The organism is Enterobacter soli ATCC BAA-2102 (genome assembly GCF_001654845.1).
Classification (GTDB): Bacteria; Pseudomonadota; Gammaproteobacteria; order Enterobacterales; family Enterobacteriaceae; genus Enterobacter; species Enterobacter soli.
Genome location: NZ_LXES01000040.1, coordinates 240698 through 261795 on the forward strand (window position 1 = coordinate 240698; position 21098 = coordinate 261795).

At 52.8% G+C, this 21098-nt stretch carries 24 protein-coding genes; 11 read left to right on the forward strand and 13 right to left on the reverse strand.

The genetic code is table 11. The features are described 5' to 3' along the window. The first annotated feature begins 10 nt into the window (after window positions 1-10). Window positions 11-922, forward strand: a complete 912-nt coding sequence (gene punR, locus M987_RS15080) for a DNA-binding transcriptional activator PunR (RefSeq protein WP_014069959.1) — start codon at window positions 11-13, stop codon at window positions 920-922. Window positions 923-938: 16 nt separating this feature from the next. Here the strand turns inward: punR and purR are convergent, their stop codons facing one another. Then, window positions 939-1964, reverse strand: a complete 1026-nt coding sequence (gene purR / locus M987_RS15085; RefSeq protein WP_014069960.1) for an HTH-type transcriptional repressor PurR — start codon at window positions 1962-1964, stop codon at window positions 939-941. A gap of 297 nt (window positions 1965-2261) precedes the next feature. Between purR and cydH the strand changes: the two genes are divergently transcribed. Both cydH and M987_RS15090 read left to right on the forward strand, forming a co-directional pair. Next, on the forward strand, window positions 2262-2351 hold the full coding sequence (gene cydH / locus M987_RS24710; protein WP_041162048.1) for a cytochrome bd-I oxidase subunit CydH: 90 nt from the start codon (window positions 2262-2264) through the stop codon (window positions 2349-2351). 165 nt (window positions 2352-2516) lie between these two features. Then, window positions 2517-3683 carry an MFS transporter gene (locus M987_RS15090; protein WP_014069961.1) on the forward strand — a complete coding sequence of 389 codons (1167 nt, stop codon included), beginning with the start codon at window positions 2517-2519 and terminating at the stop codon, window positions 3681-3683. Between the two features lie 38 nt (window positions 3684-3721). Here the strand turns inward: M987_RS15090 and sodB are convergent, their stop codons facing one another. Together sodB and M987_RS15100 are read right to left on the reverse strand one after the other, a co-directional pair. Continuing rightward, the gene (gene sodB / locus M987_RS15095) at window positions 3722-4303 is read right to left on the reverse strand and encodes a superoxide dismutase [Fe] (protein ID WP_014069962.1); all 582 of its coding nucleotides are present in this window, start codon (window positions 4301-4303) and stop codon (window positions 3722-3724) included. A 122-nt stretch (window positions 4304-4425) separates the two neighbouring features. After that, window positions 4426-5184 (reverse strand): C40 family peptidase, encoded by a 759-nt coding sequence (locus M987_RS15100; protein WP_041162220.1) that lies wholly within the window; start codon window positions 5182-5184, stop codon window positions 4426-4428. A gap of 338 nt (window positions 5185-5522) precedes the next feature. Here M987_RS15100 and grxD point away from each other — a divergent pair, with 338 nt between their 5' ends. Then, a complete protein-coding gene (gene grxD / locus M987_RS15105) occupies window positions 5523-5870 on the forward strand; it encodes a monothiol glutaredoxin 4 (protein ID WP_014069964.1) in 348 nt (115 codons plus the stop codon). Window positions 5871-5943: 73 nt separating this feature from the next. Here grxD and rnt read toward each other — a convergent pair whose 3' ends face one another. The 5 genes from rnt to eptA all read right to left on the reverse strand — a co-directional run bounded on the left by rnt (window position 5944) and on the right by eptA (window position 10817). Beyond that, complete coding sequence (gene rnt, locus M987_RS15110; protein ID WP_014069965.1) at window positions 5944-6603, reverse strand: ribonuclease T; 660 nt, start codon at window positions 6601-6603, stop codon at window positions 5944-5946. A 96-nt stretch (window positions 6604-6699) separates the two neighbouring features. After that, the gene (gene gloA / locus M987_RS15115) at window positions 6700-7107 is read right to left on the reverse strand and encodes a lactoylglutathione lyase (RefSeq protein ID WP_014069966.1); all 408 of its coding nucleotides are present in this window, start codon (window positions 7105-7107) and stop codon (window positions 6700-6702) included. 99 nt (window positions 7108-7206) lie between these two features. Continuing rightward, complete coding sequence (gene nemA / locus M987_RS15120) at window positions 7207-8304, reverse strand: alkene reductase (RefSeq protein ID WP_014069967.1); 1098 nt, start codon at window positions 8302-8304, stop codon at window positions 7207-7209. Window positions 8305-8511: 207 nt separating this feature from the next. Next, window positions 8512-9150 carry a TetR/AcrR family transcriptional regulator gene (locus tag M987_RS15125; protein WP_014069968.1) on the reverse strand — a complete coding sequence of 213 codons (639 nt, stop codon included), beginning with the start codon at window positions 9148-9150 and terminating at the stop codon, window positions 8512-8514. A 41-nt stretch (window positions 9151-9191) separates the two neighbouring features. Next, the gene (gene eptA / locus M987_RS15130) at window positions 9192-10817 is read right to left on the reverse strand and encodes a phosphoethanolamine transferase EptA (protein WP_064555879.1); all 1626 of its coding nucleotides are present in this window, start codon (window positions 10815-10817) and stop codon (window positions 9192-9194) included. A gap of 148 nt (window positions 10818-10965) precedes the next feature. Here eptA and M987_RS15135 point away from each other — a divergent pair, with 148 nt between their 5' ends. The 3 genes from M987_RS15135 (at window position 10966) to sodC (ending at window position 12748) form a co-directional block, all read left to right on the forward strand. Next, window positions 10966-11205: a DUF1289 domain-containing protein gene (locus M987_RS15135; protein ID WP_014069969.1), complete on the forward strand. Its 240-nt coding sequence runs from the start codon at window positions 10966-10968 to the stop codon at window positions 11203-11205. A gap of 48 nt (window positions 11206-11253) precedes the next feature. Next, window positions 11254-12150 carry an aldo/keto reductase gene (locus tag M987_RS15140; RefSeq protein ID WP_014069970.1) on the forward strand — a complete coding sequence of 299 codons (897 nt, stop codon included), beginning with the start codon at window positions 11254-11256 and terminating at the stop codon, window positions 12148-12150. A 79-nt stretch (window positions 12151-12229) separates the two neighbouring features. Next, window positions 12230-12748, forward strand: a complete 519-nt coding sequence (sodC, locus tag M987_RS15145; protein ID WP_014069971.1) for a superoxide dismutase [Cu-Zn] SodC — start codon at window positions 12230-12232, stop codon at window positions 12746-12748. Here sodC and M987_RS15150 read toward each other — a convergent pair. Genes M987_RS15150 through M987_RS15160 form a run of 3 tightly spaced genes read right to left on the reverse strand, consistent with a single transcriptional unit; the run spans window position 12727 to window position 15907 of the window. Continuing rightward, window positions 12727-14760 (reverse strand): FUSC family protein, encoded by a 2034-nt coding sequence (locus M987_RS15150; RefSeq protein WP_014069972.1) that lies wholly within the window; start codon window positions 14758-14760, stop codon window positions 12727-12729. The two genes, sodC and M987_RS15150, sit on opposite strands and share 22 nt — an antisense overlap. Beyond that, window positions 14760-15620: an efflux RND transporter periplasmic adaptor subunit gene (locus tag M987_RS15155; RefSeq protein ID WP_014069973.1), complete on the reverse strand. Its 861-nt coding sequence runs from the start codon at window positions 15618-15620 to the stop codon at window positions 14760-14762. The genes M987_RS15150 and M987_RS15155 overlap by 1 nt, the downstream gene beginning before the upstream one ends. Window positions 15621-15622: 2 nt before the next feature. After that, the gene (locus M987_RS15160; RefSeq protein WP_425359147.1) at window positions 15623-15907 is read right to left on the reverse strand and encodes a DUF1656 domain-containing protein; all 285 of its coding nucleotides are present in this window, start codon (window positions 15905-15907) and stop codon (window positions 15623-15625) included. A gap of 139 nt (window positions 15908-16046) precedes the next feature. Here M987_RS15160 and slyA point away from each other — a divergent pair, with 139 nt between their 5' ends. Then, window positions 16047-16487: a transcriptional regulator SlyA gene (gene slyA / locus M987_RS15165; protein ID WP_041162049.1), complete on the forward strand. Its 441-nt coding sequence runs from the start codon at window positions 16047-16049 to the stop codon at window positions 16485-16487. Window positions 16488-16523: 36 nt separating this feature from the next. Here the strand turns inward: slyA and M987_RS15170 are convergent, their stop codons facing one another. Both M987_RS15170 and slyB read right to left on the reverse strand, forming a co-directional pair. After that, window positions 16524-17885: a sensor domain-containing diguanylate cyclase gene (locus tag M987_RS15170; protein ID WP_014069976.1), complete on the reverse strand. Its 1362-nt coding sequence runs from the start codon at window positions 17883-17885 to the stop codon at window positions 16524-16526. A gap of 201 nt (window positions 17886-18086) precedes the next feature. Beyond that, a complete protein-coding gene (gene slyB / locus M987_RS15175) occupies window positions 18087-18554 on the reverse strand; it encodes an outer membrane lipoprotein SlyB (protein ID WP_014069977.1) in 468 nt (155 codons plus the stop codon). Window positions 18555-18808: 254 nt separating this feature from the next. Between slyB and anmK the strand changes: the two genes are divergently transcribed. The 3 genes from anmK (at window position 18809) to pdxH (ending at window position 21065) form a co-directional block, all read left to right on the forward strand. Beyond that, complete coding sequence (gene anmK / locus M987_RS15180; RefSeq protein WP_014069978.1) at window positions 18809-19933, forward strand: anhydro-N-acetylmuramic acid kinase; 1125 nt, start codon at window positions 18809-18811, stop codon at window positions 19931-19933. Window positions 19934-20027: 94 nt separating this feature from the next. Further along, window positions 20028-20351 (forward strand): C-type lysozyme inhibitor, encoded by a 324-nt coding sequence (gene mliC / locus M987_RS15185; protein ID WP_014069979.1) that lies wholly within the window; start codon window positions 20028-20030, stop codon window positions 20349-20351. 57 nt (window positions 20352-20408) lie between these two features. Next, window positions 20409-21065, forward strand: a complete 657-nt coding sequence (gene pdxH / locus M987_RS15190; protein WP_014069980.1) for a pyridoxamine 5'-phosphate oxidase — start codon at window positions 20409-20411, stop codon at window positions 21063-21065. Window positions 21066-21098: the final 33 nt, after the last annotated feature.

Sequence of the window (21098 nt, forward strand, 5' to 3'; positions counted from 1 at the left end):
CAGGCAGAAAATGTGGTCAGATTATTCTCTTGAAGTTGTGGATGCTGTCGCCCGTAACGGCAGCTTCAGCGGAGCCGCGCAGGAACTCCACCGCGTCCCCTCGGCCATCAGTTACACGGTACGTCAGCTTGAGGAATGGCTGGCGGTTCCGCTGTTTGAACGCCGCCATCGCGACGTGGAATTAACGCCTGCCGGGGCGTGGTTTTTGAAAGAAGGGCGTTCTGTTATCAAAAAAATGCAGATCACCCGCGAACAGTGTCAGCAAATCGCTAACGGCTGGCGAGGGCATCTGTCTATTGCGGTGGATAACATCGTAAAACCCGAACGTACCCGGCAGATGATTGTCGATTTTTATCGCCACTTCTCAGATGTTGAGCTGCGGGTATCGCAGGAAGTCTTTAACGGTGTCTGGGATGCACTGGCAGACGGCAGGGCAGAGATGGCGATCGGCGCAACACAGGCCATACCCGTAGGGGGACGCTACGCATTTCGCGATATGGGAATGTTAAGCTGGAAATGCGTGGTGGCAAGCGATCACCCGCTGGCGGCAATGCCGGGGCCGTTAAGTGACGATACCTTGCGTAACTGGCCATCGTTGGTGCTGGAGGACACGTCGCGCTCACTACCGAAGCGTGTAACCTGGCTGCTGGATAACCAGCGTCGGGTGATTGCGCCTGACTGGGAATCCTCCGCGACCTGCCTTTCCTCCGGGTTGTGTGTGGCGATGGTGCCGGTCCATTTTGCCAGACCGCGAATCGATGCCGGGGAGTGGGTTGCCCTTGAACTTGAAAACCCGTTCCCGGATGCGGCATGTTGTCTGACCTGGCAGCAAAGCGACGTATCGCCTGCGATGGCGTGGCTGCTGGATTATTTGGGGGACAGTGAAACGCTGAACAGGGAGTGGTTACGGGAGCCAGATTAACTGGCTCCGTTCACGATTAACGGCGGTAGTCGCGGAAAGGACCGTCCGCAACGGAACGACGTTCGATAAGACGCGGGTGGACTTCAATCGACTGTGACTCTTCACGTTTGTTAACGATCCTGTCCATCAGCATATTGAATGCTGTTTCACCCAGAGAGTCCTTCGGCTGGTGAATGGTGGTCAGCGCCGGAGTGAAAAAACGCGCGTTGCGCACGTTGTCATACCCGATCACAGAAATATCCTGCGGTACGCGCAAACCCAGCTCATCGGCGGCACAAAGTGCACCCATCGCCATAATATCGCCACCGCAGAAGACGGCAGTCGGACGATGTGGCTGGGAGACAATCTGCTGCATCGCGCGGTAACCGGATTCAGGCTCAAAGTCACCCTGAACAATCCAGTTTTCCGGTACGGTGATCAGCGCTTCTTCCATGGCTTTCATAAACCCGGCCAGACGGCCTGCACCGGTGTTACGCTCCAGTGGGCCCGGGATCACGCCAATCTCGCGATGACCGCGTTCCACCAGATAACGACCGGCCATGTAGCCGCCTTCGAAGGCGTTATCGATAACGGAGTCGGTAAAATCAGCACGCGCTTCACCCCAGTCCATCACAACCATTGGGATGTGACGGTACTCTTCGAGCATGGAGAGCACAGACTCAGGGTATTCAGAACACATGACCAGCAGGCCATCCACGCGTTTTTGCGCCATCATCGACAGATAAGCACGCTGTTTCTCAATGTTGTTCCACGCGTTGCCCAGGATCAGGGTATAGCCTTTCTGGAAGCAGTTTTTCTCGACCGCTTCGATGATCTCTGCGAAATACGCAGCTTCGCTGCTGGTGGCCAGCAAACCAATGGATTTGGTGTGATTAACTTTCAGGCTACGCGCGACCGCACTTGGCGAATAGTGCAGCTCTTTGATCGCCGCCCAGACGGCATTACGCGTCTCTTCCGCGACAAAACGGGTTTTGTTAATTACATGTGATACGGTTGTAGTGGAAACGTTTGCGCGTTTTGCCACGTCTTTAATTGTTGCCATTAAATGTCACTCCAGACCATATCCTAAGCTCCTGAAAAACTTGAAGGTAAACGTTTGCCTTCTCTCACCCTTATCACGCAATCTGGAATTGCGACACGCCGGGAAAACGACACAGGACGTCAGGAGGGGGTCAATGGCCGGTACGCTAATAAATTTAGCGTGGAATTTTGTCCTATCTTGATGAAAAGGGGAAGAGCAAAAGTGGATATCAGTTTAAATCCAGGAAGATTTTTGACGTAAACTGTGTAAAAATGAGCAAGCTCACTTTTCGTAAGGTGATTAAAAGGAGAAAAATTGATGAGTACCGATCTTAAGTTTTCGCTGACGACCACCGTTATCGTGCTGGCACTGATTGTTGCCGCTGGTCTGACGGCTGTATTGCACTGATTTACGCGGGGGGAGAGTTCTCTCCCTCCACACTCCCCGCTGATTGTTACTTCTCTGGCAAAAATCTTTTGCCAAATTGTTAACTTCTCATTTTTTGTGATTGGTGTCATGCTTTTGACTTCTTTGTTCTGTGTCGCGGTACGACACGGCATCCGGAGTTGACTCATGAAAATCAATTTTCCTCTGCTGGCCCTGGCGATTGGCGCTTTTGGGATTGGCACCACTGAATTTTCCCCGATGGGGTTATTGCCTGTTATCGCCCGGGGTGTGGACGTCTCTATCCCTGCGGCCGGGATGTTGATTAGCGCCTACGCGATTGGCGTGATGGTAGGGGCGCCGTTAATGACGCTGCTGCTATCACACCGTGCGCGTCGTAATGCGCTGATTTTCCTGATGGCCATTTTTACGCTGGGGAATGTGCTTTCCGCACTTTCACCGGATTACACCACGCTGATGCTGTCCCGTATCCTGACCAGCCTTAATCACGGCGCCTTCTTCGGACTCGGCTCCGTGGTTGCCGCAAGCGTGGTGCCTAAACATAAGCAGGCCAGCGCAGTGGCAACCATGTTTATGGGCCTGACCATCGCCAATATCGGCGGTGTCCCTGCGGCCACTTGGCTGGGTGAAGCGATCGGCTGGCGTATGTCGTTCCTGGCAACCGCCGCACTGGGCGTGATTGCCATGGTCGCGCTGTTCTTCTCATTGCCAAAAGGGAGCGCAGGCGAACGCCCGGATGTACGTAAAGAGCTGTCTGTGCTGGTGCGTCCTCAGGTGTTGTCTGCACTGTTGACTACGGTGCTGGGGGCAGGGGCGATGTTTACGCTCTATACCTATATTTCGCCCGTTCTGCACGATATTACTCATGCCACACCAGTTTTTATTACCGCGATTCTGGTGCTGATTGGCGTAGGGTTTTCTATTGGTAACTATCTGGGCGGTAAGCTGGCAGACCGTTCCGTGAGCGGCACGCTGAAAGGCTTCTTAACGCTGCTGATTGTCATCATGGTAGCCATTCCGTGGCTGGCGCGTAACGAGTTTGGCGCGGCCATTGCGATGGTGGTATGGGGTGCAGCAACCTTTGCCGTGGTTCCGCCGTTGCAGATGCGTGTCATGCGTGTGGCTCATGAAGCGCCGGGGCTCTCTTCATCCGTGAATATTGGTGCGTTTAACCTGGGTAATGCGCTGGGCGCTGCGGCCGGTGGTGCGGTGATTTCGGGTGGCCTTGGGTACAGCTTTGTGCCGGTGATGGGAGCGATTATTGCTGCTCTGGGGTTACTGCTGGTACTGATGTCGGGACGTAAACCGCCAGAAACGGCCTGTGCTGCTGAATAATCAAAAAACGCAGAAGGGTGAACCCTTCTGCGTGTCTCTTACGCTGCGAGGTTCTTCGCAACAAATTCCCAGTTAACCAGCGCCCAGAAATGCTCCAGGTAGTTCGGACGCGCGTTACGGTAATCGATGTAGTAAGCATGTTCCCACACATCGACGGTCATCAGCGGGGTTGCGCTGGTGGTCAGCGGTGTACCCGCGTTGGATGTTGATACGATAGCCAGTTTGCCATCGGCTTCTTTCACAAGCCAGGTCCAGCCGGAGCCAAAGTTTTTAATCGCTGCGTCAGTGAATTTTGCTTTGAAATCAGCAAAGCTGCCGAACGCGGCATTGATGGCTGCGGCCAGTTCACCGGTTGGTTCTCCGCCTGCATTCGGTGCCAGGCAGTGCCAGTAAAACGTGTGGTTCCAGACCTGAGCGGCGTTGTTAAACACGCCACCTTCAGAGCTACGCACGATCTCTTCCAGCGTTTTGCCTTCAAAGTCAGTGCCTTTGATCAGGTTGTTCAGGTTGGTGACATACGTCTGGTGGTGTTTGCCGTAGTGATATTCCAGGGTTTCCACGGAAATGTGTGGAGCCAGGGCGTCTTTTGCATACGGTAATGCAGGTAATTCGAACGACATTGCTTCTCTCCTTATTATTTTTTACGTTGCCAATAACCATACAGACAACAAGGATAGAGTAGCAAATTGAAAGGGTATGCAAAAGAGGAACTTACCCCGCCGCAGACGCGGCAGGGCAGGGATTAACGAATGGTTTTCGGGGTCATTACACGGCGCGCGCCAACGTAGTGGCGTACCCAGTAATCTTCGCTCAGAGAAGTGATTTGAATGTCCTGGCCGCTACGGGGTGACTGGATGAATTTCCCGTTGCCCACGTAAACACCCACGTGGTCAGCCGTGCCGCGACCCTGGGTGCGGAAGAACACCAGATCGCCGTTTTCCAGCTCGCCACGATCGACCGGTGAAGCATCGCGCAGGTGATACATTTCGTTCGCTGTACGCGGAATACGGAATTTCACCAGATCTTTGTAAGCGTAATACACCAGACCGCTGCAATCGAAACCGGTACGGGGTGAGGTTCCGCCCCAGCGATAAGGTTTGCCAATTTGTCCCATCAGCTTGTTCATCGCGGTTTTTTGCGCTTTCTGGACGCGCACTTTATGCACTTCCGCAACCTTCATGCCTTTAACGCACTTCGTTTTGTGACCTTTGCGGGCCGTACATTTTTCGGTAACGAGATTAGCGGCAGTTTGCTGGGCTTTGCGCGAGGTGGTGTGAGTGGTTTTAGTTTTGCTGGAGGCAGTACGTTTTGTCTGTGCGGTGGTTTTTTTCTTTTCGTTCTTGCTGGTGGTTTTTTTCTTACGTTCTGTGACTTTCGCCAGGTGCGTTTTTTGTACAGCAGAATGCCGCGCCTGCTGGGAGGCGTTAGCCACTGGCGTGAAAGAGAGTGTCGTAAACAATAAAGCACAGAGCGTGATCGAGATTTTATTTATCCGCGCCACTGGCCAGTCCCCTGGTAAATGCAGGTCATCAATCATACCTGCGTGTGATTTTCAAAACCCGTCGATTCTAATCTATAAAAACCCGATAAGTTAATAGCATTTTTCAATCTAAAATTGTGTTTCGTTAGCAAGTGCAAAAAAATTCATCAATCTGTAGCACTATTGCTTACTCCTTAAGCAAAACCTTACCTACAGCAGGGTTAAGCTACATTTGGAATGCAACTTATGCCGGTAACGTTTAAAATATATAGACGTGAAAAAAATGTTATTTTCCGATGCCGCTCTGAACCGCTACAATGTCAGACGAATGCCGTAACAGAAGTTAAAGGAAGCAAGACATGAGCACCACTATTGAAAAAATCCAGCACCAGATTGCTGAAAACCCAATTCTCCTGTACATGAAAGGTTCTCCGAAGCTGCCAAGCTGCGGTTTCTCCGCACAAGCAGTTCAGGCGCTGTCTGCCTGTGGCGAGCGCTTTGCTTACGTTGATATCCTGCAAAACCCGGACATTCGCGCTGAGCTGCCAAAATACGCAAACTGGCCGACCTTCCCGCAGCTGTGGGTTGATGGCGAGCTGGTTGGCGGTTGTGACATCCTGATCGAAATGTATCAGCGTGGCGAACTGCAACAGCTGATCAAAGAAACCGCTGCTAAGTACAAAACTGAAGAACCAGACGCAGAGTAAGTTATCTGCGAAAATAAAAAAGCGACCTGTCGAGGTCGCTTTTTTTTGTTGGGTGGTACTGCGCTTACCCGACCTACGATTGAATATCTGCCTCATCACCCATCGGCAGCGGCCAGCCGCCAAGACGTTTCCAGCGGTTCACAATTTCACAGAACAGTTCAGCGGTGCGTTCGGTGTCATATAACGCGGAATGCGCCTGAGTCCCGTCAAACGCTATTCCTGCCGTGATGCAGGCTTTGGATAATACCGTTTGTCCCAGCGCCAGGCCGCTCAGGGCTGCGGTGTCGAAGGTAACAAACGGATGGAAAGGGTTGCGTTTGAGCGATGCGCGTTCGGCAGCCGCCATCATAAAGCTGTGATCGAAGGTAGCGTTATGCGCCACCATGATCGCGCGGCTGCAATCATTGTCTTTCATGCCTTTGCGCACCATTTTGAAAATGGCGTGCAGTGCATCGTATTCGCTTACGGCTCCACGCAGGGGGTTATGTGGGTCAATGCCGTTAAAGGCCAGCGCTTCTGGCTGTAAGTTGGCGCCCTCGAATGGGTCAACGTGGAAATGCAGCGTGGTGTCCGGTGAAATCCAGCCCTGTTCATCCATCTTCAGCGTGATGGCGGCAATTTCAAGCAGCGCATCGGTTTTAGCGTTAAATCCGGCTGTTTCTACATCAATGACAACGGGATAAAAACCACGAAAACGGTCGCACAGACCGGTAAATTGAGCGTTATCGGACATCAGGGTCTCTTACATGGGGAAAAAAGCAGTGCGCATTATGGCAAATTTTAAGAGGGGATGCAGTAAAACTACGGGCGCATATTGCGCCCTGCGGGATCAGTTGCCCAGACCGCGACCAGCGTCTTTGGCTTCAATCAGCTCGATTTTGTAACCATCTGGATCTTCAACAAAAGCAATGACCGTGGTGCCACCTTTGACCGGGCCCGCTTCACGGGTCACATTGCCGCCGTTGCTGCGGATGCGTTCACAGGCTTCAGCGGCATTTTCCACTTCCAGCGCGATATGGCCATATGCCGTGCCCAGCTCGTAGCTGTCTACGCCCCAGTTATAGGTCAGCTCGATAACCGCTTCATCTGATTCCGGGCCGTAGCCTACGAATGCCAGTGAATATTTGTATTCCGGGTTTTCGCTGGTGCGCAGCAGCGTCATACCCAGCACGTTAGTGTAGAAATCGACAGAACGTTGCAGGTCGCCAACGCGCAGCATGGTGTGAAGTAGGCGCATAATTTCCTCATTAACCAATGGATTGGATTATCTTCTTGAACAGAAACGATGTTTTAGTATAGCGGCGAAATGTCGCCGCTATCAATGCACAAGGAGGAATTACAGGGAAGGGTAGTCGGTGTAACCTTCAGCACCGCCGCCGTAGAAGCTTTCAGGGCGCTGTGGGTTCAGTGCCGTTTTACGTTCCAGACGGGCAACCAGATCCGGGTTAGCGATGTAATCGCGACCAAATGCCACTGCATCAATCAGCCCTTTGCTGATCAGATCTTCTGCTTTCTCTGGTGTATAGGCACCGGCCCCGATAATCACGCCGTGGAAACGGTCGCGCACTTTCTGACGGAAAGCTTCAGTGTACGGCTGACCGCCTGCCCAGTCAGGTTCAGACATATGCAGGTAAGCAATACCGCGTTTTGCCAGCTCTTCAATCAGATACAGGGCATCAGCTTCTTCATTCGCACCGTTATCAACGTTCTGGAAAGAACCAATCGGGGAAACACGGATACCGATACGGTCGGCGCTCCACTCTTTGCAGACGGCATCAACCACTTCCAGAACCAGACGCGCGCGGTTTTCAACGCTGCCGCCGTACTGGTCAGTACGATGGTTAGAAGACGGCGACAGGAACTGGTGCAGCAAGTAGCCGTGAGCAGAGTGCAGCTCAACCAGGTCGAAACCGGCGTCACGTGCATTGGCAACGGCCTGACGGAAATCGTTCACGATACCCGGGATCTCGTCCAGCTCCAGCGCACGCGGCATAGAGGTATCGACGCGGATCGCATGACCGTTTTCATCACGCAGCGAGGTACGGGTGTTTGCACTCAGCGCAGAGGCGGAAACCGGAGCCTGGCCGCCAGGCTGGATGCTGCTGTGAGAGATACGACCGGTGTGCCACAGCTGTACGGCGATGCGGCCATCTTCAGCGTGAACGCCGGCGGTGATTTTTTTCCAGGCTGCAATTTGTTCCGGGCTGTGCAGGCCTGGTGCGCCAGCATAACCTTTTGCCTGAGCAGAAATCTGCGTAGCTTCAGAGATGATAAGCCCTGAGCTTGCGCGCTGGCGGTAATATTCACCCATCAGTGGGGTTGGGATGTCACCCGGTTCAATGCTGCGAAGGCGGGTGAGAGGGGCCATGAATACGCGGTTCGGCGCGGTCACGGCACCCACTTTCAGTGGGGTAAATAATTTTTCAGCTGACATAGAGACTCCTGAGTAGACCAGTCGACTAGTGATTAGGTAAATAAAAACACCTGCTATACCCGTCATACTTCAAGTTGCATGTGCGTTGGCTTCACTCGCTCACCCCAGTCACTTACTGGTGTAAGCTCCCGGGGATTCACTCCCTTGCCGCGTTACTCGGCCTGTGGCCTCGCCCCTTCGGGGCCAGCGCAAGCACTGTTCAAAACGCTACACGCGTTTTGTCCTGCAACTCGAATTATTTAGGGTATTTACGCCAGGCGTTGTAATACTGCTTTTCACATGCGCCAGCGCGCTTTCCAGCGGCACGGCACTGCGAGAAATTTTGGCTTGCAGGTTTGCACCTAACCAGAGCGCATAGAGCACCTGCGCCTGGGTCAGTGGCTCACCGGGGAAGGCCAGCGTTTTTTCATTACGGCCTTTCTCAAGCGCCTGGGCCAGCAGGGCGATAACGCCGCTGGCACCTTTGTCCATTGCGGCACGCATATCTTCGGAAAGATCGCACACCTCAGCAGAGAGTTTTACCGTCAGGCATCCGCTGATAATGCCCTGCTGACAGAACTGGGTCAGCGTTTCCTGATAGTAGTTAAGAACACGATCCCGGTAGTTACCTTCGCCACTGGCAAAGTGGGTGGCAAGGCGCTGATGATAACTGGCATAGTGCCGTTCCAGCATCGCCACGCCAAAGGCTTCTTTGGAGCGAAAATAGTGGTAGAACGACCCTTTCGGCACCTCAGCGGTTTTTAACAGTTCGCTAAGCCCCATACCGGTAAACCCGCGATGCATACAAAGACGCTCGCCTGTAGCCAGTAAGTGTTCGCGCGTATCGTGTTCAGTATTTCTGCTCATGTCGGCACTCTAATAGACCAATCGGTCTATTGCAAGCAGGTTTATTGACGACATGCGTTCAGGATATCCAGCTGTTGCTGATAAACCTTTGATTTCACGTTCATCATCCCCAGTACCGTTGAGAATAAATTGTCCTGTGAAACCGCATCTTTTGCTGCATGGTCGCGCAGGCATTGCTCGTTAACGCCGTAGTTTTTCGCGTAGTCGGGAGAGAGCCAGAACATAAACGGAATATGCGTTTGTTGTTCAGGAGCCAGCATGTACGGTGTGCCGTGCAGGTAGATACCGCTTTCGCCCAGCGATTCACCGTGATCCGACAGGTAAATCAGCGCCGTGTTCATGCTGCCCTGGCGGGCTTTCAGGGTATCGATAGTCTTGCTCACGATACTGTCGGTATAAAGGATGGTGTTGTCATAGGTGTTGATCAGCGCCTGATGATCGCAATCCTGAATCTCGTTGGTATCGCAGGTTGGCGTGAACTTGCGGAAGTTATCCGGGTAACGGCGATAGTACGCCGGGCCGTGACTGCCCATCAGGTGAATGACCAGAACCGTGTCCTGCTTCAGGCCGTCCAGCACGTTATCCAGACGATAGAAATTAACGTCATCAATACAGGATTTGTCTTTGCAGAACTGGTCCAGCTTCCACTGAGTCATGTCCGTATGTGGGATACGGTCACAAGCCCCTTTGCAGCCACCATCGTTATCGCGCCACAACAGGTTGATACCCGCGTGTCCCAGCACGTCGAGCAACCCTTCCTGGTGGCGGGCGAGGTCAGCGTCGTATTTTTTACGCGTCATGCCTGAGAACATGCAAGGAACGGAGACCGCGGTTTCTGTCCCGCAGGAAGATGCCTGAGGGAAATTGATAATATTCTGCTTTTTCAGCTCAGGGTTGGTTTCACGGTCATAGCCGTTAAGCGAGTAGTTCGCTGCGCGGGACGCTTCACCGACCAACAGTACCAGCACTGTTTTTTTCTGCTGCCCGGCAATCACCGGGCCTTTTTGGGCATCTTCACCAATACGTACCAGCGTCTGATCGCCTGCAAACCAGCGGGTTTTGCTGTATTTCATGATCGCGCTGACGTAGTTGGCAGGGGTCACCATCTTGACGATGCTTTTGTTGTTACGGAACAGCGAGGCGTAATCTTTATAGAACACGGAGGCGACCAGAATGATCACCAGCAGCGCGCCGAGCATCGCGGCAATACGCGTCAGCAGCGCGTACCACCATTTGCCGGTGCGTATGCGCGTCAGGGCTAACACCACGGATGGAATAAGACCGGCGATGACAATCCAGATGATCATCTGCGGTGTCACCAGGGCGGTCGCTTCCTGGGAGTTGGTTTCGAACACGTTAACAATCATGTTCTGATCGATAACCGCGCCGTAGGTATACATAAAATAGGTGGCTGCGGCGCATCCCATGGTTAACAGGATAAGCAGCGGCTTACGGATAAAGGGGATATTGAGAATGCTAAAAACAATGACCCAACCGCAAAACAGCACCAGCGGAACGGACGCTGCGAAGAGCATATCATGCAGTTGTGCAGGGGCAATGATAGCCCAGCTGCGCTGGATGAAAAGTGCATTCAGCGCGGTAAAAAAGAGGGCACAACCCAGAGTAAATTTAATGTCGTTACATTGTAACTTTTTAATAAACCACATCATTAACAAACCATTCTTTATCGTGATGCGGCGAGTATAGGGAGAGAAGATTAGTGAAACCTTAATGCCATATTTCTGTGGTAAAGCCCTTGCATGAGCGGCATTTAACGTCTTCACTGTAGGTGATAATCGGTTTCTGGAGGTGTGTGTGGCAGAGCAACTGGAGTTTTTCCCCATCCAGAGCCCGTGCCGGGGAATTTGTCAGGTGGATGAGCGCGGATATTGCCGTGGGTGTATGCGTACCCGCGACGAGCGTTTCAACTGGCAAAATTTTAGCGACACGCAAAAACAGGACATCCTGCGCCTGTGTCGGCAGCGTTTGCTGCGCAAAATACGCGCAAACAAAGCAGGCGAAACCGAAGAACCGCAGCAACCTTCACTTTTTTAGCAGCGTAATTGCGTATACTCATGACATTACTTCCTTGAGGAAATTGTTATGGTTCAGCGTATTACCCTTGCACCCCAGGGCCCGGAGTTTTCCCGTTTTGTGATGGGTTACTGGCGGCTGATGGACTGGAATATGTCCCCTGTTCAGCTCGCGAGCTTCATTGAAGAGCATCTCGATTTAGGGATCACCACCGTCGATCATGCCGATATCTATGGCGGCTACCTGTGTGAAGCCGCGTTTGGTGAGGCACTTAAGCTGGTTCCGGCGCTTCGCTCGCGTATGGAGATTGTCACGAAATGCGGCATCGCCACCACGGCTAAACCTGAGCACGCGCTTGGTCACTACATCACTGACCGTGACCATATCGTAAAAAGCGCAGAGCAATCACTGGTTAATCTGGCAACTGACCATATTGATTTGCTGCTGATCCATCGCCCGGATCCACTGATGGATGCTGATGAAGTGGCGGAGGCTTTCCTGAATCTGCACCAGAGCGGCAAAGTCCGTCATTTCGGGGTATCGAACTTTACCCCTGCGCAGTTCGCCTTACTTCAGTCACGCCTGCCATTTACGCTGGCCACTAACCAGGTCGAGATTTCACCTGTTCACCAGCCGCTGCTGCTGGACGGTACGCTCGATCAATTGCAACAGCTGCGCATCCGCCCGATGGCGTGGTCGTGCCTGGGCGGCGGGCGTCTGTTTAATGATGATGCCTTCCAGCCATTGCGTGATGAACTGAGCACCATCGCACAGGAGCTGAATGCGGAAAGCATTGAGCAGGTCGTGTACGCGTGGATCATGCGTCTGCCGTCAAAACCGCTGCCGATTATTGGTTCTGGCAAAATTGAACGTGTGCGCGCGGCGATTGCCGCTGAAGCGCTGGAAATGACACGCCAGCAGTGGTTCCGTATCCGTAAAGCGGCACTGGGTTACGACGTCCCGTAATCCGCTAAAAAGTGACCTCCCGGTGAAAATGCTGCCTCTGGTATAGACTTAAGGGGCAAAAAGAAACCCAGGAGGTCACATGAAGCGTTTTGCTCTGGCACTCGTGACACTAGCAGTATGCGCAGGGGCGCAGGCTGCCAGTGACGAAGTAGAAATGAACCTCGTTTCTCCACTTGGTGTAGGCCAGTCCGTCGGAACAGTAAAAATCACTGAAACCGACAAAGGGCTGGAGTTTGCTCCTCATCTCAACTCCCTTCCACCCGGCGAGCATGGTTTTCATGTTCATACCAACGGTAGCTGTCAGCCCGCCCTGAAAGAGGGGAAAGCCTCGGCGGCAGAAGCCGCAGGTGGCCACCTTGATCCTGAACATTACGGTAAGCACGAAGGGCCGAACGGCATGGGGCACCTGGGCGATCTGCCCGTGCTGGTGGTAGACAAAGATGGCAAAGCCACGACGCCAGTCATTGCGCCGCGGCTCAAAAAATTGGATGAAATCAAAGGCCGGGCGCTGATGATCCACGTGGGCGGCGATAACATGTCCGACAAGCCTAAACCTCTGGGCGGTGGCGGTGCACGTTATGCCTGTGGCGTGATGTGATCGCCAATGGTGCCCGGTGGCGGGGCCTGTTCCAGCTGCGACAGCGAACAGTGCAGCCGCCAGATTATTGAGGCTAAATCGCGCGCGGCCGGGAGATGGTGGCGCGCGAGGGTGTTGCAAATACGCTGAAGCTCAACGAGCGTGGCTTCCAGCGGGCGCTGCTGAACACCGCGTTCACTCATCACATCGCGCAGTAACGCGATACAGATATCCCGAACCTGCGCCAGCGGATCAGACCGGGTTTCCCAGGCACGCAGCTGCCACACCACATGTGAACAGTTAAGCAATACCACGCCCCAGCGCAGCAGCCAGCGGCGCGCGAGAACATCCTGACTGTTATTCAGCTGACTCACGTGATGATACACAAGGGATTCATACTCGCTTTCACGCAGATGGGGCTTACGGCTGAGCTGATCGACAAATCCCCGGCGAAGCTCGCGAATATGACGCCGACTTTTGCGCGCATCAGAGCCCGGGCGGAGCACCGCAAACGCCAGCCAGGTTAACGCCACACCAAGGATTTTTGCCAGGTTGTCGTTGAGGAAGTTAGCAAAATCATAAACGGGTGGGTTGGTGACCGCGATAAACGATCCCATAAAAACGATAAGCTGCCCCCAGAGCCCGGCGAGTTTTGGCATTTGTAGCTTCAGCAGCTGCATGGTGGTGAGCAGAGGGAAAAGAAACAGCAGGAACTGCCACAGATCCGTGATTTGCACCATCAGGCCAAACATCACCACAAAACTGAACAGTGACAGCAGTATCAGCGTACGCAGCAACAGCGTCAGGGAGTTAAAGGGTGAAGGGGAAACCGAGTACAGTACGCTGCTAATGGCGGCGAGGGTCAACGCGGCGGAGGTGCTGTCCCACTGGGTTGCGATGCCCCATGTGCCCACCAGGGTAAGCGCGCAGAACGTACGAAAACCGCTCCACAGCGCCTCCATGTTATCGGTATGCCGCGCCAGCGCAGGACTTTGCGGGACAGAAAACTCCGTAATGGGCGTGGCATTTTCTACGGCGCGGATCCAACGGCTGCTCAGCAGGTAAAGCCGACAAAAATAGCGCAGCCGCTGCCAGAACGCCCGGTGGCGATAGTCATATTCATCCACCGGTGCCAGCGGTGCAATAATGCGGGCCACGCTATAGAAGTCGGCCGTGGGTCGCGCAAGCTCGACCAGCAGCGCTTCAATGATTTCACGGGTGTTTTCCGGCGGATTGGGCCAGTTAAGCAACATCCGGCGCAGGCTGGAAATGGCGCTGGTCATACGCAGTTGTTGATGCAGCAGATAGTTAAGCAACGCGTTCTGCCTGCGGAAACGATAGTGGCTCCAGAACGCCTGGATACGCAGTAAATTCATGGTCAGGATCTGGCCGATGACTTTTTCGTGCGCAAGGCGAATTTCGTCGTTGGTGTCGGGCTGCCAGAGAAGACTTGCGTGTTCCAGTAAGCGGGTATGCATGGCTTTTAATGCGGCGATCAGCGCTGTGCCATCCGATGTGCTGGGCAGGATCATCATCATGACCCCGCCGCACAGAATACCGATAATGACTTCACACACGCGCGCCTGGGCGATATCCCACAGTTCGGTAGTGTCCAGGACGTTAATCACCGGGAAGGCGATAATGGCGGCGGTATAACCTGCCAGCTGAAATGCGTAGGCCACGTTATTGGTAAAATGCGCGCAGGCCCAGGTACAAAAGCCCAGCCATGTTGCCATGCTCAGTAAAAACAGCCAGGGATCGTTAAGAGTATGGCCGGCGATGATCAACGCAGCGGTAGCGCCGAGCAGACTGCCCGCCACGCGTCCCAGACTTTTACTGATAACACCGCCAACGGTGGGGAAGCTCACCACCGCCGCAGAGGTCATCGCCCAGTAGGGCTCGTCCAGGTTCAGATAGTAGGCCACCATGAGCGCAAGACACATGGCAATGCCGTTACGCAGTGCATAACGCCACTGCGGGCGGGTTGCTTTTATCCAGGGAGTGTTACGCCAGGAGAAAGCGGAGAGGTTCATTAACGTGTTCCGACAGTGACGGTACAGGTTGTGCCTGAAACCAGCGTGATGTCTTGCGGCAGGTTGTCAAACTCCACGCGAACCGGAACGCGCTGGGCAAGACGCACCCAGGGCACGTTCGGTTTGATATCCGGAACCAGGCCGGAATCTGTCTCGACGCTTTGATCGTAAATGGCCCGGCCAATGCTTGATACGTGACCCTGTAACGTTTGTGAGCCGCTGTACAGTGTTATCCGCGCCGGCGCACCTTCCTGAATATGGCGCAGCTTCGTCTCTTCAAAATAACCGACAACATAGAATGAGTGGCTGTCTACCAGCGCAAACACCGGCTGCCCCGTGGTGGCATAATTCCCCACGCGCGTGGAGAGGTTCGTTACCCATCCATCAACCGGAGATGTCACCACCGTTTGCGTCAGCTGCCACTGGGCCTGCTTGAGCGTCGCTTCGGCGACATCGACGCTTGCCTGCATGGCTTTCACATTAATGTTGGCGGTGTCTAAATCTTCCGCAGAGATATAATTTTGCGATAAATGGCGGCGACGGTTGGCTTCGTTGTTGGCTTTTGCCAGGTCAGACTGCGCTTTGGCAAGCTGCGCCTGTGCATTCAGGATAGCGATGTGGTAGGGCGTCTCGTCAATACGGAACAGCACATCGCCTTTTTTAACAAACTGGTTATCTTTAACAAGAAGCGTCGTGATACTGCCTGAGACCTGCGGGGTGATATTGACCTGCTCAGCGCGAATTTTACCGTCGCGCGTCCACGGGGACTGCATGTAGTAGGTCCACATCCACCAACCGGCAACCAGTGCCAGGGCCAGAACCAAAAGAGTGGAAAAGTATTTTAGTGTTTTCAGGGACATATTCACCACACAATCAACACGGCAAGGCCAAGACATACGGAAAGAGCAAACAGGGAGAGATCCATCAACATCGGGTGCCAGATTTCACCGGAATACATCCAGTCTCGCAGCAGGCGGTGTACAACAAGCCAGATTAAAAAACCGACAAAAACGGCTTTAAAAAGAGGAGGAAAAAAGACTGATGCACCGACAATCAAGTCCTGGAGGGGTAACCCCGCGGAGCTGTAAGAAAACTTCACGAGCAGAGATCCTTTGCAGTTGAAAGGGTGGCCACAGTGGCCAGTCATTACACGATGAGGCGTTAGTATTCAGTGTAAATCATACTTTCAACATCGCTGAATGCAGTATTGCATTTGTTTTGGCAATATAAATGCTGCACACTATTCTAAAATCAGTAGAATAACTTAGCAAGCTAATTATAAGGAGATGAAATTGGAATCGCCATTAGGTTCTGATCTGGCAAGGTTAGTACGCGTCTGGCGTGCTCTGATTGACCATCGCCTGAAACCTCTGGAATTGACACAGACGCATTGGGTCACGCTGCATAACATTCATCAGCTGCCACCCGAACAGTCGCAAATTCAACTGGCCAAAGCGATTGGTATTGAGCAACCGTCGTTGGTACGAACGTTAGATCAGCTGGAGGAAAAAGGGCTGATCTCACGGCAGACCTGCGCCAGTGACCGTCGTGCCAAGCGGATTAAACTCACTGAAAAAGCAGCGCCAATCATTGATGAGATGGAAGCTGTGATCAGCAAAACGCGAGGGGAGATCCTGTCCGGGATTTCTCCGGCGGAACTTGAGATGCTTATTAGTCTCATTGCTCGTCTTGAGCAGAACATCAGTGAGTTGCAGTCCCGCGACTGATAACATAAAAAAGCCTTGCATCAGCAAGGCTTTTTTTTACGGGAAGACCACCACACGGTTACGTCCTGTCTCTTTGGCCTCGTACATCGCTTTATCCGCGCTTTCCACGCACTCCTCAGCGGTTATCTGTGAGGATGTCGCGGTAAACACCCCCATGCTGATGGTAATAGGCTCCGGAAGCTGTCCGTTACTGCTGCTCTTGTCAAAGCTGCTTAAGTTGAGGCGAATACGCTCTGCAACCTGGCGCGCGGCATCGGAATCGGTATTGGCCAGCATCAGGACAAACTCTTCGCCACCGATGCGTGCGGCAATATCCTGAGGACGCACGGAATCCATCAGCAAATTGGCGACAAACTGCAATACCTTGTCGCCCTGTAAGTGGCCATAGCAGTCGTTGATGCGCTTGAAGCGATCGAGATCGCTGACGATAACGGAAACAGGGCGAGTCGCTTTTGCCGTTGCAAGGGACTGGTTTAACGCGTCATAAAAATAGCTGCGGTTGTAGAGACGGGTCAGCGGATCGCGAATCGAATTTTGATAAGACTGCTGGTACTTTAAATGTGAATCACGATAGAGATTAAATACATCATAAAGCAGAACCAGAATGATGAGTAAGGTTGCCGCAGTTTCAAATAAGCGGGCGCGATACCAGGCGATGTCTTCAGCGTGCCCGCCGAAGAACAACATCCCCAGTGTCACGATATAACAGACACATAAAAAAGTACCGCCGACCCAGAACAGGTTGCGCAAACGCGTAATAGCGATCAGTGCCACTAATGCCACTAGCCACAAAATGATAAGCAATATATTGATTAAATGGCTCCAGAGAACCATAAATTGCCGGGTTTCATTATCCACTAAATCAATCGTCAGTACTGATGAATGGCCGGAAAAAAGCCATGCCAACACAACCATACATGCGGTGAATATAAAAATAGCAATAATAATGCTGATATGAGTCAGTCGAGATAAAGGGTAATCCCGGACCATATACAGTAGCGCAGCAAAGATAATCAATACCGCCATCAGGAGATGGCGAAACGTGAAGAAAATCATCGCGTCGTTATAGTTAACGATGTCGAACTGGTAGAGATCAAGCCAGGCAGGGAAGCTCGACAGCGTCCCGGTCATCAGCAGCATCGACCCGATGAAGGCGGAGGCGATGGCGACCAAATACAAGCGTCTGCGATCGCACCAATATTTCATGGACATAAAACAAGCAATAAACAGATGAAACACGAGTAAAAATATGGTGAGCGTCGGGAATAATAAGGGTGAAAATGACGGGACTAACTCGACCAGTTTTAAAAATGAACCCTGTAATATCCCAATGACAATTATGCAGCCAAAGAAGAAAGTGATATAGCGGTTCTTTATGTAACGTTCAATCGTGTTCATACGTTTTTGTTAACAAAAAAATAATAGTTTATTAAGGAGGTGTGAGTCTGCTTAGTTTAACAACGTCATGAACAAATACTTTGCGCAGGAGCAATATAAGAAGGGGAAACTAAATAGTGGGGGAGGTATTTTGTAAATATATATATTTAAATGATGAATATTGTAAAAGGATGCAGCCAGTTGGCCGCATCCTCTTTGGTATTAACGCGGGGAAACGGTAACCTGACTACCGTTGCTGGCCAGAACAACACGCTGACCGGCTGCAAACCGGGTGCTACCCTGTTTTTGTACAACCATGATGGTGTTGCCGTCGTCCTTACGGATTTCCAGTTCAACACCCTGCGTTTTGTTCATCGCGCCCTGCACACCCTGACCTGCAACACCACCGGCTACGGCACCTGCAGCTGTTGCCAGAGAACGACCCGTACCGCCACCTACGGTGTTACCCAGGAAGCCACCCAGTACGGCACCGCCGATTGCGCCAACAACATTGTTGTCATCGCCGCCCTGAATTTGTACAGGACGTGCATTAACGATAGTACCGTAAGTCACGTTCTGAACTTGTTTAGCCTCAGACGCGCTATAAACGTCACCGGAAAGGGAATCGTTATTCACACAACCCGCCAGCGTCAATCCAATCAGTGAAACGCCCAGTACACGTAAAATCATTTGAATCTCCTGTTCACCAAAAACGCCCAGTCAGGGCATCCGTTATGGCTAAATTATATGGCATAAGAGGCCATAGTTCATATCTTTGCACTAACAATAGGAAAATTGTACTTGAATTTGGCTTAACGAGGCATAAACAAGAAGTCCTCTGGTTACGTGTCTGACATTGTTAAAAAATATTATCTCTGCATAGCAAAGCGACGCCGTTTATGGTGGAGTGTGGGTAACTCGCCCACGAAACGTAAGGAAAGCGCATGAAATCGGGTCGCTACATTGGTGTGATGTCAGGTACCAGTCTTGATGGTGTCGATGTTGTTCTGGCTGCCATAGATGAAAACATGGTGGCACAGCAGGCGAGCCTGACATGGCCGATCCCTGTTTCGCTTAAAGAAGCGATCCTGAGCATCTGTCAGGGCCAGCAGCTTACGCTGTCACAGCTTGGTCAGCTTGATGTGCGCCTGGGCGCGCTCTTCGGCGATGCGATACTGGCGTTGATGCAAAAAGAGAAGCTGCAACCGCAGGATGTGGTGGCGATCGGCTGTCACGGGCAAACGGTCTGGCATGAGCCGACCGGCGATGCGCCGCACACGATGCAGATTGGTGATAACAACCAGATTGTCGCCAAAACCGGCGTGACTGTTGTGGGCGATTTTCGTCGTCGGGATATCGCGCTGGGTGGGCAGGGCGCGCCGCTGGTCCCCGCATTTCACCAGGCGTTGCTGGCGCACCCAACAGAACGCCGGATGGTGCTCAACATCGGCGGCATCGCCAACCTGTCAATGCTTATCCCGGGCCAGCCCGTTCGTGGCTACGATACCGGGCCGGGCAATATGCTGATGGATGCCTGGATCTGGCGTCAGTATGGAAAACCTTACGACAAAGACGCCCAGTGGGCCTGTGAAGGAAAAGTGATCATTCCTCTTTTACAATCCATGCTTAGCGACCCGTATTTTGCTGCACCTGCGCCAAAAAGCACCGGGCGCGAGTATTTCAACTATGGCTGGCTTGAACGTCAGCTTATGCCATTCCCCGCACTTTCCCCTAAAGATGTACAGGCAACGCTTGCAGAACTGACGGCCACGTCGATTTCCGAACAGGTTCTCCTCAGCGGCGGATGTGAACGCCTGCTGGTGTGTGGCGGTGGCAGCCGCAACCCGCTGGTGATGGCGCGTCTGGCCGGGTTATTGCCAGGCACCGAAGTCACGACGACGGACGATGCCGGGATCAGCGGCGATGATATGGAAGCGCTGGCCTTTGCCTGGCTTGCCTGGCGCACCATCGCCGGATTACCTGGGAATCTTCCGTCGGTAACCGGCGCGCGTGAGGCGAGCGTGCTGGGTGCGATTTTCCCGGCAAATCCACGTCATAATCAGAGTTAACTGAAATTCAGCGTTGCGTGTAGCCGTTAAAATGGAAAGAAAACAGGAGGGCAGCAGTGTCCTCCAGGACCAGGATAGTCTTCGGAATACGCCCATGAAAAAACTTCTTCTTATTGCTGTGCCTTTACTGCTGCCAGGGTGCAGCGTCTATAACCAGTTCGTTGAACGTATGCAGACCGATACCCTGGAGTATCGTTGCGACGAAAAACCGCTGACCGTGAAGATCAACAACCCCCGTCAGGAAGCCAGCTTTGTGTACGACAACAAACTGCTGAATCTGAAGCAGGGCATGTCTGCGTCAGGTGCGCGTTATACCGATGGCATTTATGTTTTTTGGTCTAAAGGCGATGAAGCAACGGTCTACAAACGTGACCGCATTGTGTTGAACAATTGCCAGCTACAAAATCCGAAGCGTTGAGATTTTTACAGGGGCGGCGCACAATAGCGCCACCTATTGTCAATTTCAGCTAACGCCATGTCAGATAACGACGAATTGCAGCAAATTGCGCATCTGCGCCGTGAATACACCAAAGGCGGCCTGCGTCGCCAGGATCTTCCCGCCGAACCCCTGGTGCTTTTTGAACGCTGGCTGAAACAGGCCTGTGAAGCAAAGCTTGCCGACCCGACCGCAATGGTGGTTGCCACGGTTGATGAGACCGGTCAGCCGTACCAGCGTATCGTGCTGCTGAAGCATTACGATGAGAAAGGGCTGGTGTTTTATACCAACCTGGGCAGCCGTAAAGCGCATCAGATTGAAAACAACCCGCGTGTGAGCCTGCTGTTCCCGTGGCATATGCTGGAACGTCAGGTCATGGTCACCGGTAAAGCCGAGCGACTTTCCACCCTGGAAGTGCTGAAATATTTCCACAGCCGCCCGCGCGACAGCCAGATTGGTGCCTGGGTCTCTAAACAGTCCAGCCGAATCTCTGCCCGCGGCGTACTGGAAAGTAAATTCCTCGAGTTAAAACAAAAGTTCCAGCAGGGTGAAGTCCCGTTGCCAAGCTTCTGGGGCGGATTCCGCATCCCAATCGAGCAGATGGAGTTCTGGCAGGGCGGTGAACATCGCCTGCACGACCGCTTTTTATACCAGCGCGAGAATGCTGGCTGGAAAATCGACAGACTGGCGCCGTAATCCCCGAAATTTGTTGTTTTAAGCGCTAGCGCT